The organism is Paraburkholderia kirstenboschensis, from assembly GCF_904848585.1.
GTDB lineage: Bacteria > Pseudomonadota > Gammaproteobacteria > Burkholderiales > Burkholderiaceae > Paraburkholderia > Paraburkholderia kirstenboschensis.
In genome coordinates this window covers 302,197-317,544 of record NZ_CAJHCR010000007.1, presented here as the reverse complement: position 1 = coordinate 317,544, position 15,348 = coordinate 302,197, and the positions used below count along the sequence as shown (strand labels likewise).

At 64.6% G+C, this 15,348-nt stretch carries 14 protein-coding genes; 9 read left to right on the top strand and 5 right to left on the bottom strand.

What is annotated here, in order from left to right; translation table 11 throughout:
• Positions 1-159: 159 nt before the first annotated feature.
• Positions 160-369 (bottom strand): zf-HC2 domain-containing protein, encoded by a 210-nt coding sequence (locus JMY24_RS20635; protein WP_193425390.1) that lies wholly within the window; start codon positions 367-369, stop codon positions 160-162.
• Entirely contained in the window at positions 350-1,105 is a 756-nt protein-coding gene (locus JMY24_RS20630; RefSeq protein WP_413231259.1) for an RNA polymerase factor sigma-70, read from the bottom strand. Before JMY24_RS20630 ends, JMY24_RS20635 begins: the two co-directional genes overlap by 20 nt.
• A gap of 308 nt (positions 1,106-1,413) precedes the next feature.
• Here JMY24_RS20630 and JMY24_RS39260 point away from each other — a divergent pair, with 308 nt between their 5' ends.
• Both JMY24_RS39260 and JMY24_RS20625 read left to right on the top strand, forming a co-directional pair.
• Positions 1,414-1,545 (top strand): hypothetical protein, encoded by a 132-nt coding sequence (locus JMY24_RS39260; RefSeq protein WP_020068649.1) that lies wholly within the window; start codon positions 1,414-1,416, stop codon positions 1,543-1,545.
• 628 nt (positions 1,546-2,173) lie between these two features.
• Entirely contained in the window at positions 2,174-2,728 is a 555-nt protein-coding gene (locus JMY24_RS20625) for an NADPH-dependent FMN reductase (RefSeq protein WP_128598077.1), read from the top strand.
• Positions 2,729-2,822: 94 nt separating this feature from the next.
• Here the strand turns inward: JMY24_RS20625 and JMY24_RS20620 are convergent, their stop codons facing one another.
• Both JMY24_RS20620 and JMY24_RS20615 read right to left on the bottom strand, forming a co-directional pair.
• Positions 2,823-3,923, bottom strand: coding sequence for a hypothetical protein (locus tag JMY24_RS20620; RefSeq protein ID WP_128598078.1), 1,101 nt, complete (start codon positions 3,921-3,923; stop codon positions 2,823-2,825).
• Positions 3,924-4,166: 243 nt separating this feature from the next.
• Positions 4,167-6,449 (bottom strand): hybrid sensor histidine kinase/response regulator, encoded by a 2,283-nt coding sequence (locus JMY24_RS20615; RefSeq protein WP_201702780.1) that lies wholly within the window; start codon positions 6,447-6,449, stop codon positions 4,167-4,169.
• A 661-nt stretch (positions 6,450-7,110) separates the two neighbouring features.
• Between JMY24_RS20615 and JMY24_RS20610 the strand changes: the two genes are divergently transcribed.
• From JMY24_RS20610 to JMY24_RS20580, 7 genes are all read left to right on the top strand, one after another.
• Complete coding sequence (locus JMY24_RS20610; protein WP_128598080.1) at positions 7,111-7,479, top strand: response regulator; 369 nt, start codon at positions 7,111-7,113, stop codon at positions 7,477-7,479.
• Positions 7,472-8,095 (top strand): chemotaxis protein CheC, encoded by a 624-nt coding sequence (locus JMY24_RS20605; RefSeq protein ID WP_128585484.1) that lies wholly within the window; start codon positions 7,472-7,474, stop codon positions 8,093-8,095. Before JMY24_RS20610 ends, JMY24_RS20605 begins: the two co-directional genes overlap by 8 nt.
• Positions 8,092-9,030 carry a GGDEF domain-containing protein gene (locus JMY24_RS20600; protein ID WP_201702778.1) on the top strand — a complete coding sequence of 313 codons (939 nt, stop codon included), beginning with the start codon at positions 8,092-8,094 and terminating at the stop codon, positions 9,028-9,030. The genes JMY24_RS20605 and JMY24_RS20600 overlap by 4 nt, the downstream gene beginning before the upstream one ends.
• A gap of 290 nt (positions 9,031-9,320) precedes the next feature.
• The gene (gene hpnD, locus JMY24_RS20595) at positions 9,321-10,169 is read left to right on the top strand and encodes a presqualene diphosphate synthase HpnD (protein ID WP_201702773.1); all 849 of its coding nucleotides are present in this window, start codon (positions 9,321-9,323) and stop codon (positions 10,167-10,169) included.
• A gap of 4 nt (positions 10,170-10,173) precedes the next feature.
• The gene (gene hpnE, locus JMY24_RS20590) at positions 10,174-11,442 is read left to right on the top strand and encodes a hydroxysqualene dehydroxylase HpnE (protein ID WP_201702769.1); all 1,269 of its coding nucleotides are present in this window, start codon (positions 10,174-10,176) and stop codon (positions 11,440-11,442) included.
• Complete coding sequence (shc, locus tag JMY24_RS20585) at positions 11,439-13,499, top strand: squalene--hopene cyclase (RefSeq protein WP_128598082.1); 2,061 nt, start codon at positions 11,439-11,441, stop codon at positions 13,497-13,499. The genes hpnE and shc overlap by 4 nt, the downstream gene beginning before the upstream one ends.
• Positions 13,500-13,502: 3 nt before the next feature.
• On the top strand, positions 13,503-14,231 hold the full coding sequence (locus JMY24_RS20580; protein ID WP_201702761.1) for a phosphorylase: 729 nt from the start codon (positions 13,503-13,505) through the stop codon (positions 14,229-14,231).
• A gap of 46 nt (positions 14,232-14,277) precedes the next feature.
• On the opposite strand, the gene JMY24_RS20575 is transcribed toward JMY24_RS20580, so the two are convergent.
• Positions 14,278-15,348 carry an MlaA family lipoprotein gene (locus JMY24_RS20575; RefSeq protein WP_201702759.1) on the bottom strand — a complete coding sequence of 357 codons (1,071 nt, stop codon included), beginning with the start codon at positions 15,346-15,348 and terminating at the stop codon, positions 14,278-14,280.

The window sequence follows — 15,348 nt, the reverse complement described above, 5'->3', positions numbered from 1 at the left end:
CACCAACACCCCACCAACACCCCACCAACACCCCACCAACACCCCACCAACACCCCACCAACACCCCACCAACACCCCACCCACACCCCACCACCACCCCACCAAACACCCACCAACACCCCACCAACACCCCACCAACACCCCACCAACACCCCACCATCAATCCTCGCCCTTCACCCCGCCCGGTGCCGAAATACCGCTCATCGTACGAGCAGCTTCCCGCAGCAGTCGAATCTGCTTGCGATAGTTGCGGCAGCCGCTGCATGTAGGCAAATGCAGCCGAATGGCGACCCATTCGCCCGTCGACAGCGGACGGTCCAGGGCGTCGGACAGCAGCCGGGTGATGTTCTTACATTTCCCCATTTGCATCCTCCCTAGATAGGCCCTTCTCGCTCAGGCAGGTGCGCAAGCGCAGGCGCGCGCGATAAATCAGCACGCTGCAATGGTTGGCGGTCATCTGCAATTCCGCGCAGATTGCATCGGTGTCCAGGTCGAGAAATTCGCGCATCATGAAAACGCGCCCGATGTGCTCGGGTAGGTGCTCGAGGCACGCCTCGAAGAGCGCCCAGAATTGTTGCTGACGCAGCGCCGTTTCGGGCGTCGGCCAAGGGCGCGGCTTGGTCTGTTGCGACCAGTGGCCGTTGTCCTTGAACAACTCGCGATCGAGTAGCGCCTCGCCATCGAGTTCCGATTCGAGGGCTGAGAGGTTCACCGTGCGTTGCCGGGCGCGCAGCGTATCGACGAGCTTGTGCCGCAGAATGCCGAACACCCACGTCTTATGCTCCGACTGCCCAGCGAACCGGTCGGCCTGCGTCCAGGCGGCGGCCAGCGCTTCCTGGACAGCGTCTTCGGCAGCGGCGGCATCGCGCAGTTGCAAACGGGCGAAGCGCACGAGGTCGCGACGGAGCTGGGCCAGATAAACGGGATCGTCGAGCGCCCCTGCGCTCAGTTGCGTCACGGCAGGCTCCGCTGCACGTTCCGCGAAACGCGCGCGCGGTCGCTTGGATGGATGTCGCTCATAAACGGGGAGTTGGTCTAGCACGGGGTTCTGGCACGAGCGCCATTCTGCCGCAGCTTGCCGCGTAAGCGAATGGGTATTGAACATACGCAGCTCTCCTACACGAGGACTTGTAGGCGTTCGTCGCGCGGGGCGGCCATCTTATGACAAACCGAAATCAATTATTGCGGAAAGTGAGAATAACGTAGGTGGCTCGGGCCCGAGTTGCTTCGGCCCCGGGCAAACGCGCGCCAGTCAAGGCGATGCGGCGGGGTGGACCAGCCGCGACGCCAGCATTATTTCAGTTAGTGAAAAGAAGTCTTCCCGTCTACCCCATTTTTAGCCAGACACCGAATCGCTATTCTTCGGCCATCGATCGCACCAGATCGCCAGCCAACACCACGAGGAGTAGCACCATGAAACGCATCCTGTCCGCCCTGATTGCTTCCGTCGCTTTGTTCGCCGCCGCTTCCGGCGCAGCCGAAGCTGCCGCTCCGGCGCAATGCAACGGTCCGGCATCGTACTGCAACGTGTTTTTCGGCAACTAAGCTCGGCTAATGGCCGCATGCATCATGCATGCACCAGCGGCGGACGGCGGGACTCGCTGACGCAAGCTGACCAAAGCAAAAAAGGGCGCCGAATAGGCGCCTTTTTTTCGTCCCGCCTTTCACACGAAGCTGAACGCTGTCGGGTGAGCCAAGTAGCAACTCCGCGCCCCGTCAACGCCGTGCGCTCCATCCCTGCGTTCGGCACCTGCCCGCTGCTGCACGTCGCGTCGCGTTTCGTGCGTCTCGGGGAATCCCGCCGCAAACGCGTTCCAACGAACGCCGTTTCCGACCGTAATCCAACGCGGCCACCGCCTCAACGTGCGATACACCCCGCACCTTCACCACTCACAATTGCTCGCAGAAAAACAGCCGCTGCCTCCAGATGGAGTAGGCCGGAGGCAGGCTTGATTGACAAGGCAAAAGTAGTAGTTATCCACAAGGTTATTCAGTAAAACTGTGGATAACTTTTGCGGTTGCCGCGTTATCCACCGCGGCAGCCTGGAGCCGCCGCCCTTTTCCGCCACTTTGCCCCATCGCGGCGCGAGCAGGCGCCCTCGATCGGGCTTTTTGCCTATGATGACAGTCCGTACCCTGTGCGCGTCGAGCGCCTCATTCAAGGAAGCGAATCATGGCCTTACACATTGCAGTTGTCGTCGGCAGTCTGCGCCGCGAGTCGTTCAACCGTCAGCTGGCGCAAGCTGTCGTCTCGCTGGCGCCGTCCGACTTTACGTTCGAGTTCATCGACATCGGCTCATTGCCTCTCTACAGCCAGGAGTACGACGCGGATTATCCCGAAGCCGGCAAGCAACTCAAACAGCGGGTTGAAGCCGCTGACGCCCTGCTGTTCGTCACGCCCGAATACAACCGCTCGATTCCAGGTGTACTCAAGAACGCGCTCGACTGGGGCTCGCGCCCGTGGGGCACAAATTCGTGGGGTGGCAAGCCCGGCGGGGTGATCGGCACCTCGGTGGGTGCGACGGGTTCGGCCCTCGCGCAGCAACATTTGCGCAATGTGCTGGCTTATCTCGACGTCCCGCTGCTCGGTCAGCCCGAGGTGTTCATCAAGCACGATCCCGCGGTCATCAATGAGAAGGGCGAGATTCTGAACGATGGGACGCGCAAGTTCCTGCAGACTTTCGTCGACCGCTACGTTGACTGGGTCAAGCGGCATACCGCTGCCTGACGTTTTCAGCCTCGGCCGATCGATCGACATAAACGCGGCGGCGTCGCCATAGCCTCCCGGCGCGCCGCCGCTACCGCTACCCCCGTTCTTGCTCCTAGACGTGGTGATGCCCGGTCACGCGCTCCCAGCCGTGACGCACGGCAAGCTTGAAGCGCTCCCACGTGCTATCAGGCGAGGTCGTTTCCCAATGACGCCGTGCTTCCGGTTCGACGTCGTCCCACGCTCTGTCCCGATAACGCACGTCCTTGCCAATTTCCGCACCGTAGCGGTAGGCCGGCACGTAGTCTTCGTAACGCGCGTCGTCGGCGGCGTACTGCTCGTCGTAATGCGTGCGGAAATCTTCTTCGTACTCCAGGTATTCGTTCGGAATCTGGCCGCTCAGACCGGCTGTCGGTTGTGCCGCCCCGGAAACCACTTCGGTCGGCTGCATCACAGCACCCGAGCCCGGCGCCGAGCCGGCGGCAATCGCGCTGCGTCCCGCATCGGGCGCCAGCGGGTCTGACAGAGGGTCGCGCAGCGGATCGGTGGCGGCGCTTTCTGTGAGCGGCGGCGGGACGAACGGCTCCGCGTCGGTGCTGCGAGGCGAAGTCGAATACAGCGGATCAGCAGTCGTAGCGGCTGGCGCGACGTTCGCACTGAAACCGGGAGAGGCAGGTGTTCCCACACTGCCCGGTGTTGCTGTCCCCGTTCTGACGGATGTCGGCGTGTCATGCACCGTTGTTGTCGTCATTCCGGGTTCGGGTCCGCGCGGTGTTCCCGGCGTGATCGCGCCGATTCCCAACTCGTCGAGTAACGAATGCTCGCGGGCACTCTCCGTGGCCGGTTGCGTGCCCCAGTCGGGCGAACGCTCGCCGATATCGGTCGCGCCAAGCCGCGTTAGCGTGTTGCGAGCGAGTTCCGCGTGGGATTCACTGGCAGCGTCGATTACGACGAGCACGGCGCCCCGCCGCACGGCTTCGGTGTAGCGCGCGGTCTCCGGCGCCCGCGAGCCGCTGGCAAAGAGGCTCGAGAGGAAGCGCTCGATGTTCGCGAGCACTCCTGAACCGGCGACCTCGGCGGTTGCGGAGTCGACTGACGGTTCGGCGTTGGCCTGCAGCTCGATTGTTTCGCGCGCGAAACCGGTCTGTACTAGCGTGTCCCGAGCGGTCTCGGCTTCAGGATAGGTGCTGAATAAACCAATCACGGTATGTCGCATGGCTGTCTCCCGTTTTTGGGTAGGACGGACAGCGCGGCGCGCGCCATCCCCGACTATCTGAGATATGCCGCAACGTTCATGCCGGGGTCCTGGTTCAGGCGCCGCACGCCCGGCCGCTGTGGGTTTGCGCGGAGCGTTTTGCCCGAACGACGCGGCAGCCCGGCCTCCGTGCTTTTTACAATTCAGCGCAAATAGAGCAAAGCCGCGAGCGGGAGCGGGCCTAAAAGCCGTGGGTCGACGGTCTTATTGCACGTGATGCGTGGCCGGGTCGAGCCCGCTCTGGGCGAGTTCGCGCTGGATTCCCTGCAGAAGACTTTCGAGCAGGGCGATATCGAAGGGTTTGGACAGCACGCGCACGTTCACATGCCGTGCCCGATCGAGTTCTTCCGCATAGCCGGTGACGAGAATGACGGGCAGTCTGGCATCGAGCGTCCTGATTGCCTCGGCCAGATCGATGCCGTTCAGGGCGCCCGGCATATGAATATCGGACAGTACGAGTTCGAACGGCACGGGCTCGCCGGTACGCGCCTGCCGCGCGTGAGCGTCGCGCAGAAGACGCAGCGCCATGTCCGCATTGAAGACCGATGTGACCTGGTGGCCCATCATCTGCAGCAACGCTTCGGTACCTGCCGCCACTTCCTCGTTGTCTTCGACCAGCAGGATGCGCAGTCCGTGCAGCGTGCCATGGTCTTCTGCGCCCGTTTCCATCGGCCCGTCGACCGCAAACTCCTGGGTCGCGCGCGGTAAATACAGCCGCACCGAGGTGCCGGCACCCACCGCGCTGTCGATTGCGGCAAGCCCGCCGGAGCGCTCGCAAAAGGCAAACACCTGCGGCAAGCCGAGCCCCGTGCCCATGCCCTTCGCCTTGGTGGTAAAGAGCGGCTCGAAAGCGCGCGCGAGCACCTCGGGCGCCATCCCGCCACCGGTGTCCTCCAGCGACACCTGGACGAAGTCACCTGTCAGCGGAAAGCCGTCTTCGTGACGGAACGTGATGTTGGTCGCGCGCACCGTGAACCGCCCGCCGTTGGGCATGGCGTCGCGCGCGTTCACGGCGATGTTGATCAGCGCGAGCTCCAACTCGGCAACGTCCACTCGCATCGGCCAGACGCCGGCGCCGATATCCATCACCAGCGAAACCTTGGCTCCGAGCGACGCGCGCAGCAGGTCCCGGCACGCCGGCAGCCAACGCTCGAGCGCGACCGTTTCATTGCGCAGCGGCTGCTTGCGCGCGACGCCCAGCAACTGCCGCGTGAGCGACTGGCCACTCTTCAGCGCCCGCTCCATGGCCGACAACTCGCGGTCCAGCCCCGGCGCGCCGCGCCGCCGTGCGATCTGCACGTTGGCGGAGAGAATCATGAGCAGATTGTTGAAGTCGTGCGCGACGCTGCCCACCAGCGTGCCGAGCGCTTCCATCTTGCGCGACTGCCGGTACGCCGATTCGATCGAACGACGCATCGACGCTTCCGCCTGCCAGCGTTCCCACGCCTCTTCCTCGGCGCCGAGCCGCCGCAGTGACAGCCAGATCACGCACCATAGCGCGACGGAAGGCGTGAATATAGACAGAATCAACACGGCCAGGTGCCGATACCAGGCGGCCCACATCGCCGACGCGCGATACCCGCACATGACGTAGACCGGATAAGAGCCGACGTGCCGGAACGCGACGATCATGTTGTCGCCGTCGATGTTCGAGCGCATGCGCGTGACGCCGGCGCGCCGTCCCTGGTTCATCGCCTCGGCGAATGGCGAATCTGGCGCGACGACTGCCGGTTCGCCCGGCCGACGCGGATAGTGCGCGAGAACCGCGCCGTCGGAGCGAACGAGGGTCATGGTCATTGGCGCGCCGTCGTTGCCGCCGAGCAGTTCGCGGTAGAACGCGTCGAAATAGCTCGGGCGCAGCGCGACCGATACCACGCCGGCAAACGTGCCGTCGGGCGCGCGCCGTTCCACGCCGGTGTTGAACACCTGTTCGCCGGCGACATGCCCCGTCATTACCTTCGACACGTGTTCGAGGTCGCGGCCGTCGCGAAGGCCGACGAAATCCTCGCGCTCGCCGATGGAAACCGGCGGCGCCGGATAAAACCGGCTGCTCACGAGCAGCGCGCCGTCGCGGCCGAAAATGGACACGGCGGCCACTTGCGGATAGCCGCCGCCCATCGTCCGCACTTTGCGATGAATGGCGGCCTCGCGCGCCCGAATGCCGTCATCGTCCAGGCCTTCAGTCAGATCGACGATGCGCGTGTCGAGCGTCTCGTTCATGTCGAAGACCTTCAGCGCATGTTCCTCGGCGACGCGCACGGTGCGCAGCGTGATGTTCGTGGCGTCGGCTTCGCGGGTTCGCAGGTCGCTGTATGCCATTGCCGCGACGTAGAGGCACGGCAGCACGATCGCGGCGACGAGCAGCGCGATCAACGTCATTCGGCGAATCTGGAAGTTCTGCTCTGGTACTGCGGGAAACACAGCCTCATCCTGCCCATCAGCGGAATGGCGGCTCGCTCGATGCGGGTCGAACCGGTCTTGGGTCATTTGTTAAACGCTCAGGTCTTTCGCGGCTGGGAGGACGGCGGATACGAGAAGCATAGTCGCAGAATCGCGGTAGAAGTTACCGTTATTCTCGGCGTCAGATGTTTCGACGCCTATTCATTGGCCTTTTAAAACAGTGAAGATTCGAGAAGCGCAAACGTACACAAAAGTATAAACGGTATGGAAACTATTATTATGCGGGGCGTATTTTTTCAAATCTCGGCGGAGTAAGGAAGATATTGTTAGCCGGACGAAAATACCGCGTATTGCATTTCGACTGGTTTGCTTTGAGAATCGACTCAATGACAAAAAGTGCGTCCGCTATGTTCGAACGCATACGCCGCGAGGGCATCGGATCATGCGTTTACGCGTGAGTGCCGGCGTTCGCGGAAACCACGCGCGCGGCACAGGACCAGCCGATCCAACCAGCCGCGCCTCATCTACGGGGTAGGCTCACATGCCGGTCATAACCGTCGTCCAGCGCACGCAGTCTTGCGCGCGCCATGGTTTCGCCAGACGCGCGTCGCCGCGCAACCTCCCCGCGCGACCGCAAGCAGCCTCCCACCCAGACGACGCGCAGTTCGCCGCTTGCCAGACTCCGCCCTAAAGGAATCCCGCTATCCGCCGTTAACCCGTACGAGCTTATTCCGTCTTTCGACCTGCCATGCCTTTGCCAATCGTGATCGCCGATGATTCATTGCTTGCCCGCAAGGTGCTCACCAAGGCATTGCCGCCGGACTGGGACGTCGACGTGTCGTACGCCTCGAACGGACGCGAAGCGCTCGCTTTGTATCGTCAAGGGAAAGCCTCGGTGATGTTCCTCGACCTGACCATGCCGGAAATGAACGGCTATCAGGTACTCGAGGCATTGCAGCATGAGGATCTGAACACCTTCGTCATCGTCGTCTCAGCCGATATCCAGCCGATGGCCCGGGCGCGCGTGCGCGCGCTCGGCGCCGCGGCGTTCATCGCCAAGCCCGTGACGCCGGAGGCGGTACTGCCCATCCTCAAGGAGTACGGGTTGTATGTCTGAGCCAGTCCTCACCGAAGATCAGCGCGACGCGCTGCAAGAGGTCGCCAATCTGGCGATGGGTCAAGCCGCGACACGTCTCGCGCGGCTGCTCGATTCGTTTATCGAATTGTCGGTGCCGCGAGTGAGGGTGGTGGCCGTCAGCGAGGCCGCGCAAGCGCTGCGGGACATGACGGGTATCGAAGACCGGGTAAGCGCGGTACGCCAGGGTTTTCGTTCCGACATCAAAGGCGAGGCGCTGGTCATTTGCCGCAGCGACAGCGTAGAGGACTTGTGCGCGCTGGTCAGCGACCCGTATTCGCGCTCCGCCTACGAAGCGGTCAGCCAGAAAGAACTCATGTTCGACGTGGCGAATGTGCTCACCGGCGCGTGCGTGTCGTGCATTCTCGACCAGCTCGGCCGCACGCCCGTGTTCTCCGCGCCCGGCCTGCTGGGCGACGCATTGACGCTCGACGAAGTGTTTCAGCCCGGCGTGCTGCAATGGGAAGTCGCGTTGCTCGTCGAGGTCAATTTCGCGCTGGAAGACCAGAGCTTCCGCGCGCATCTCGTGATGCTGATGGCGGAAGAATCCATCCGTCACATGAACGACGCGCTCGATGCGTTGCTTTCCAGCCTATGAGCGCGCCTATGGAGTCGTTGAGCGATCTGGTAGTCGAGCGGGTGGGCTTCGGCATCTTCGTGCTCGACCGTGACATGAACGTGCTGATGTGGAACCGGTTCATGCAGGACCACAGCGGGCTGTCCGCGGAGCAGGTGGTCGGCAAGTCGCTGTTCACGCAGTTTCCGGAACTGCCGCGAGTGTGGTTGTCGCGCAAGATCGAAAGTGTCTTTCAGCTGGGCAGTTTCGCGTTCAGTTCGTGGGAACAGCGTCCGTATCTGTTCAAGTTCGACCATGACCGGCCGATCACGGGCGGCGTCGATTACATGCAGCAGGACGTCACGTTCATGCCGCTCACGCGCGATCGGGAGGTGGTGGCCGTTTGCGTGACCATCTCCGATGTGACGCATGTGAGCATCGTGCAGCGCGAGCGCGAGGAGGCTGTGGCCAAGCTGCAGGAATACGCCGACCGTGACGGACTGACTGGCATTGCCAACCGCCGCTTCTTCGAGGCGCGGCTGCTCGACGAATACACGCGCTGGCAGCGCTATGGCGGCGACATGTCGGTGCTGCTGTTCGATCTCGATCACTTCAAGAAGATCAACGACCAGTTCGGCCACGGCGTCGGCGATACCGTTTTGCGCGTGATGGCGCAGCGCGTTGCAGGCGTCGTGCGGGCGCAGGACACGTTCGGGCGTTTCGGCGGCGAAGAGTTCGCGTTGCTGCTGCCATGCACGCCGCTGGAGGACGCCATGCGCGTCGCCGAAAAAATCCGCCGCACGATCGCCGACACGCCGGTCGAAGTGCAGGGCACAAGCGTGCCCGTGACGGCGAGCGTGGGCGGCGCGGCCGCGCGTGCCGGCTCGCCCTCGTATGACGTGCTTATCAACGAGGCCGACGCGGCGCTCTATAGCGCGAAGCGGCAAGGCCGCAATCGCTGCGTCGCGCTGACTTGAACGGTCATGATTGATGGCCGCTCATAGCGCTCGGGTCGCGCTCGCGAAGCCGGTTGTATCCGCCGTGTCACGCGCCGCACGCCGCACCGGGTTCGCCGATCGCAGCGGCTTGCGTCGGTCATTGCTCTGTGGAAACTGCGTCGTCGGACAAACGTTGTTATACTTTTCGCCGTTTCCGGCATCCCAGCCGAGTGTTTCGCGCGTGTCCGCGCGCGCGGGCCGCCCGCCCTGCGGCGAGGCATAAAAATTCCTGTACGCCTTTCAGCGGGCGCCCTCCTGCGGAGATCGTCTTGGCTGTATCCAATCTTGTCGTGGACGATACTGAAATCGACGCCGCTGCCGCCACGTCCGGCAGTTCGTTCTATCTCGCAATGCGCATCCTGCCGGCCGCGCAGCGCGACGCGATGTATCAGGTCTACGCTTTCTGCCGCGCTGTCGACGATATCGCCGACAGCGACATGCCGCGCGCCGACCGCGCCGCTGCGCTCGAGCGCTGGCGCGCCGACATCGATGCGTGCTATACCGGCTCGCCGCGCGCCTCGTTGCGCGCGCTGACGCGGCACATTCACACGTTTCATCTGCAGCGTGAGGATTTTCACGCAATGATCGACGGCATGGCGATGGATGCCGCCGCCGACATCTGCGCCCCCGACGAGGCCACGCTCGACCTGTACTGCGACCGGGTCGCGAGCGCGGCGGGCCGTCTATCGGTGAGGATATTCGGGATGCAGGAGGAGCCGGGCCGTTTGCTGGCGCACCATCTCGGCCGTGCGCTTCAGCTTACGAACATTCTGCGCGACATCGACGAAGACGCCGGTATCAACCGTTGCTATCTGCCGCACGAGTTGCTGGCGCGCGAAGGCATCGCGGTGAAGAATCCCGCGCAGATCGCCGACGACCCCTCGCTGCCGCGCGTCTGCGCAACGCTCGCTGAACGCGCGAAGGAGCACTTCGCCGCGTCCGACGCGATCATGGACCGCGAGCCGCGCAACCAGGTGCGCGCGCCGCGCATCATGTCGGGCGTGTACCGTGTGCTGCTCGAGCGCACACTGGAACGCGGCTTCGACATTCCGCGCACGAAAGTCAGCAAGCCGAAGCTGCGCATGCTGTGGATCGTCGCGCGTTACGCGCTCTTCTGAGCCGATGCCGAGACTCGTACACGTGGTCGGCGCGGGCCTCGCCGGCCTGGCCGCCGCAGTGCAGTTGCAGCGGCGCGGCGCGCGAGTCGTGCTTCACGAAGCGGCCCAACAGGCCGGCGGCCGTTGCCGTTCGTACTACGACGCCAAGCTCGGCGCGACGATCGACAGCGGCAATCACCTGATGATGTCGGGCAACGCCGCCACGCTCAATTACGCGCGGGCTATCGGCGCCGTGGACGAACTGACGGGACCGGCGTTGCCCGAATTCCCGTTCGTCGACCTGGCCACTCATGCGCGCTGGACCGTGCGCCTGTCCTCGGGACGGCTGCCCTGGTGGATCTTCGATCAGAACGCGCGCGTGCCGAACACCGGCCCGAGTGATTATCTGAGTTTCGTGCCGCTGCTTTTCGCAAAGCCCGGCCGCAGCGTTGCGCAAGCCGTACGCAGCAGTGGCCCGCTGTGGGACCGCCTGCTCGCGCCGTTATTTCGCGCAATGCTTAACGCGGAGCCGCGCGATGCCTCGGCGGCGCTGACTGCCGCGATGGTGCGCGAGACGTTGATTGCCGGCGGGCTGGCATGCCGGCCGCTCATCGCGCGGAACGGTTTGAGCAGCGCTTTCGTCGACCCGGCGTTGCGGCTGTTGCAGCACGGCGGCGCGACGATCGAGATCGGCTCGCGGCTCGAAAATATCCGCTTTGCGGCGAACGCGAGCCGCGTAGAGGCGCTCGATTTCGCACAACAGAGCGTCGCGCTCGACGCAAACCAGGCCGTGATTCTGGCCGTGCCGCCGGACATCGCGCAGACGCTTGTCCCCGGTCTGAGAGCGCCGGCCCGTTTTGCCGCGACGCTCAGCGCGTATTTCGCCGTTGAACCGCCGTTCGGCTTGCCGCCCGTCACCGGTCTCCTGAACGGCACCGCGCAGTGGCTGTTCGCGTCCGACGGACGGCTGTCCGCTACGGTTTATGGCGCCGAGCATGTTATCGACGCGCCTCGCGAAGAACTCGCGGTGCGTTTGTGGGCCGAGGTGGCCCAGGCGGCCAATCTGCCCGCCGCGCCGATGCCGGCGTGGCAGATCGTGGTCGACAAACGCGCAACATTCGCTGCGTCGCCGGACCAGGAAACACTGCGTCCCGGCACGCGCACTCGCTGGAACAATCTGATGCTCGCGGGGGACTGGACGGCTACCGGCCTGCCCGCGACGATTGAAGGCGCGATCCGCTCCGGCCAGAAGGCCGCGGATACGTTGCTGAATCAACCGATGGAACGCCGATGAACGATTTATCTCAAGCCCACATGCTGGGCGCCGTCATGCCCGAATCCGCCGACGAAGCGCGAGGCGCGCCGGCCGTTGCGAGCGATGCGCCGCACGCGTCTGCAGAGTTTGCCGGGTCTGCCGCGTCTGCCTCTGCGCTCGACGCTGCAATCACGCGCGCAACCGACGCGATCCTCGCCGCGCAAAAGCCGGACGGCCACTGGGTCTACGAACTGGAAGCGGATGCGACGATTCCCGCCGAATACGTGCTGCTGGTCCATTACCTCGGCGAAACGCCGAACGTCGAGCTGGAGCAGAAAATCGCACGGTATTTGCGCCGCATCCAGCTAGCCGACGGCGGCTGGCCGCTCTTCACCGACGGCGCACTCGACGTCAGCGCGAGCGTGAAGGCGTACTTCGCGCTGAAGATGATCGGCGACCCCGTCGACGCCGAGCACATGGTCCGCGCGCGCGAGGCGATTCTTGCGCACGGCGGCGCCGAAGCGGTGAACGTCTTCACGCGGATTCTGCTGGCGCTGTTCGGCGTGGTGTCGTGGCGCGCGGTGCCCATGATGCCCGTGGAAATCACGCTGCTGCCCATGTGGTTTCCGTTCCATCTGTCGAAGGTGTCGTACTGGGCGCGGACCGTGATCGTGCCGCTGCTCGTGCTCAATGCGAAGCGGCCGCTCGCGCGCAATCCGCGCCGCGTGCGCATCGACGAATTGTTCCGCGGCGCGCCGGTGAACACCGGCATGCCGCAGCGGGCGCCGCATCAACATGTCGGCTGGTTCCGCTTTTTCCGTGTCGTGGATACGGTGTTGCGCGCGGTCGACGGTCTGTTTCCGAAAGCCACGCGCGAGCGAGCTGTACGCGAGGCGGTGGCCTTCGTCGATCAGCGGCTGAACGGCGAAGACGGCTTGGGCGCGATTTTCCCGGCCATGGCCAATTCGGTGATGATGTACGACGTGCTCGGTTATCCGGCCGACCATCCGAACCGTGCCATTGCGCGTCAGTCGATCGAAAAGCTGCTCGTTATCAAGGATGACGAAGCATATTGCCAGCCGTGTTTGTCGCCCGTATGGGACACGTCGCTTGCCGCGCACGCGTTGCTCGAAACCGGCGAAGCGCGTGCCGAACAGGCCGCCGAACGCGGCCTCGCATGGCTGCGTCCGCTGCAGATTCTCGACGTGCGCGGCGACTGGATTTCGCGCCGGCCGAACGTGCGGCCTGGCGGCTGGGCCTTCCAGTACAACAACGCGTATTACCCGGACGTCGACGATACGGCGGTGGTCGCGATGGCCATGCAGCGCTCGGCCGCGCTCACGCAGTCGAGCGTCGATCGCGAGGCAATTGCGCGCGCGCGCGAATGGGTCGTCGGCATGCAGAGTAGCGACGGCGGCTGGGGCGCGTTCGAGCCCGAGAACACGCAGTATTACCTGAACAACATTCCGTTCTCCGATCACGGCGCGCTGCTCGATCCGCCGACCGCGGACGTGTCGGGTCGTTGCCTGTCGATGCTCGCGCAACTCGGCGAGTTGCCGCAGAACAGCGAACCCGCGCAACGTGCGCTCGACTACATGCTGAAGGAGCAGGAGCCCGACGGCAGCTGGTATGGCCGTTGGGGTTTGAACTACATCTACGGTACGTGGACCGCGCTGTGTTCGCTGAACGCGGCCGGCATCTCGCACGACGACCCGCGCATCAAACGCGCCGCACAGTGGCTGCTGTCGATCCAGAACGAAGACGGCGGCTGGGGCGAGGCCGGCGAGAGCTACAAGCTCGACTACCACGGTTACGAACGCGCGCCGAGTACGGCTTCGCAAACGGCGTGGGCGTTGATGGGCCTGATGGCGGCGGGCGAGGTGAATCACGAGGCGGTTGCGCGGGGCATCGACTATTTGCAGCGTGAACAACGCGAGCACGGCTTGTGGGACGAAACGCGTTTCACCGCCACCGGGTTCCCGCGCGTGTTCTATCTGCGTTATCACGGCTATCGCAAGTTCTTCCCGCTGTGGGCGCTGGCGCGTTTCCGTCATCTGAAGCGCAACGGGCTCACGCGCGTTGCCGTCGGGATGTAACGGATGCTTCGCCCAACAGTGCCGTCCGCCGATGCCGACGGCAACAGCTTGCCGGTCATCGTCGTAACGGGCATGGCGTTCGAAGCGCGAATCGCGCGAGGCCAAGGCGTCGAAGTGGTCTACGCGGCGCGCGCCGATTTGCTGGAACGCGCGTTGAGCGCAGCGGTGGCGCGCGGCTGCTCGGGGATCGTCAGCTTCGGTACGGCGGGCGGCCTCGCGCCGGATTTGAAGCCGGGCGCGCTCATTGTCGCTGACGCCGTCGAAGGTCCGTTCGGCCGCGTTTCTACCGATCCGGCGTGGGCCGACCGGCTTGCCGCCGCGCTGGCGACCGGACCGCTCGCGTCACGCGTGCGACGTGGTTCGATGGCCGCAGTAGCGGCTCCGCTCATGTCCGCCGACGACAAGCGTGCGCTGCATCGCTCGACGGGTGCATTGGCTGTGGATATGGAATCGCATCTGGCTGGCGCGATGGCCGCCGCCCGCGGGCTGCCGTTCGCCGTGTGCCGTGCGATTGTGGATCCCGCGTGGCGCACGTTGCCGTCGGCAGCGACCGCAGGGTTGCGCGATGACGGCAGCACCGCCCTTGCGCCGATCCTGCGCGAGCTGATGCGGCAACCGTCGCAGATCGGCGCGCTGATTCAGGTGGCGATTGATGCGCATGCGGCGCGCGTCTCGCTGGTGCAGGCCCGGCAAGCGCTGAGTGCGGGTGGGGCGTTGCCGAAGTTGGCCTAGCGCTTGAACAGCATCGACGCACGCTTGGGGCGTGCGTGCGCCGATCCTATTGCGCAGCGGGCGCTGACGCCGGTTGCTGTTTGCCGGCAGGCGCAGGCGTCGTAGGGATAGCCGTGCCCGTGGCGGGCGCTGAAGCCGCAGTTGGCGCTGTTGCCGGCGCCGCGGTTGTCCCCGCCTTTGCCCCCGTCGTTTCACTAGCTGGCACCGCGCCCGCCGCGCCGCTTGCCGGCGCGGGCGACTCACCTGGATCCGAGTAATTCGGTGCGCCCGCGGGTGCGCCTGTAGCAGCACCAGACGCCGCGTCCGGCGTGTCAGCCGTATCGCCCGGGTCTGCGTAGTTCGGAAGCGTCGCCGGCGCGCCGGCCGCGGCGCCCTTCGCCGGAATCGTCGCACCGCCCGAGTCGTCCTGATCCTCGTATTCCGGCAGCGGCGCCGCATTGTCGCCGGTGCCGCGCAGACGCGCCCGCCGTTGCTGCGTATAGGCGTCCCGCACGAACGAGTATTTATCCAGCGCCGCCTGCTGAAGAAGATCCGTCGCGCCCAGCAGGTCGGAGCGAACGCTCACGAACTGCAGCACGTACAGAGGATTTCGCACCGCCGGCTCCATGTAGTTCAAAGGATTGAACTTCACGTCCACCACCAGCCCCATGCTGTCGCGCACGGTGCTCGGCCCGAAAAGCGGCAAGACCAGATACGGTCCCGATGGAATGCCCCAGTGTCCAAGCGTCAGGCCGAAATCCTGATGATGCTTCGGCAGCCCGGCCGGCGTCGCCCAATCGAGCAGGCCACCCAGGCCGAAGGTGGAGTTGAACGCGAAACGGACGAGGTCCTCGGTCGCGTCGGTGATCTTCAACTGCAGCAGCGCATTCGCGGCGTTGGTCAAGTCACCCAGGTTCGAAAAGAAGTTGCTGACGGCCGTGCGCAACGGCTGCGGCGTCACCTTCTGATAGCCCTTCGCGACGGGCACCGCGACGTAGCGGTCGAGCCCGTCGTTGAAATTGAACACTGCCCGGTTCATCGGCTCGAACGGGTCGCCGGGCTTGCGGTCAGGACCGGTTGCGCAGCCGGATATGAGGCCGGTGGCAGCGAGCGCCAGCACAGTGGTACGCAGTTTCAT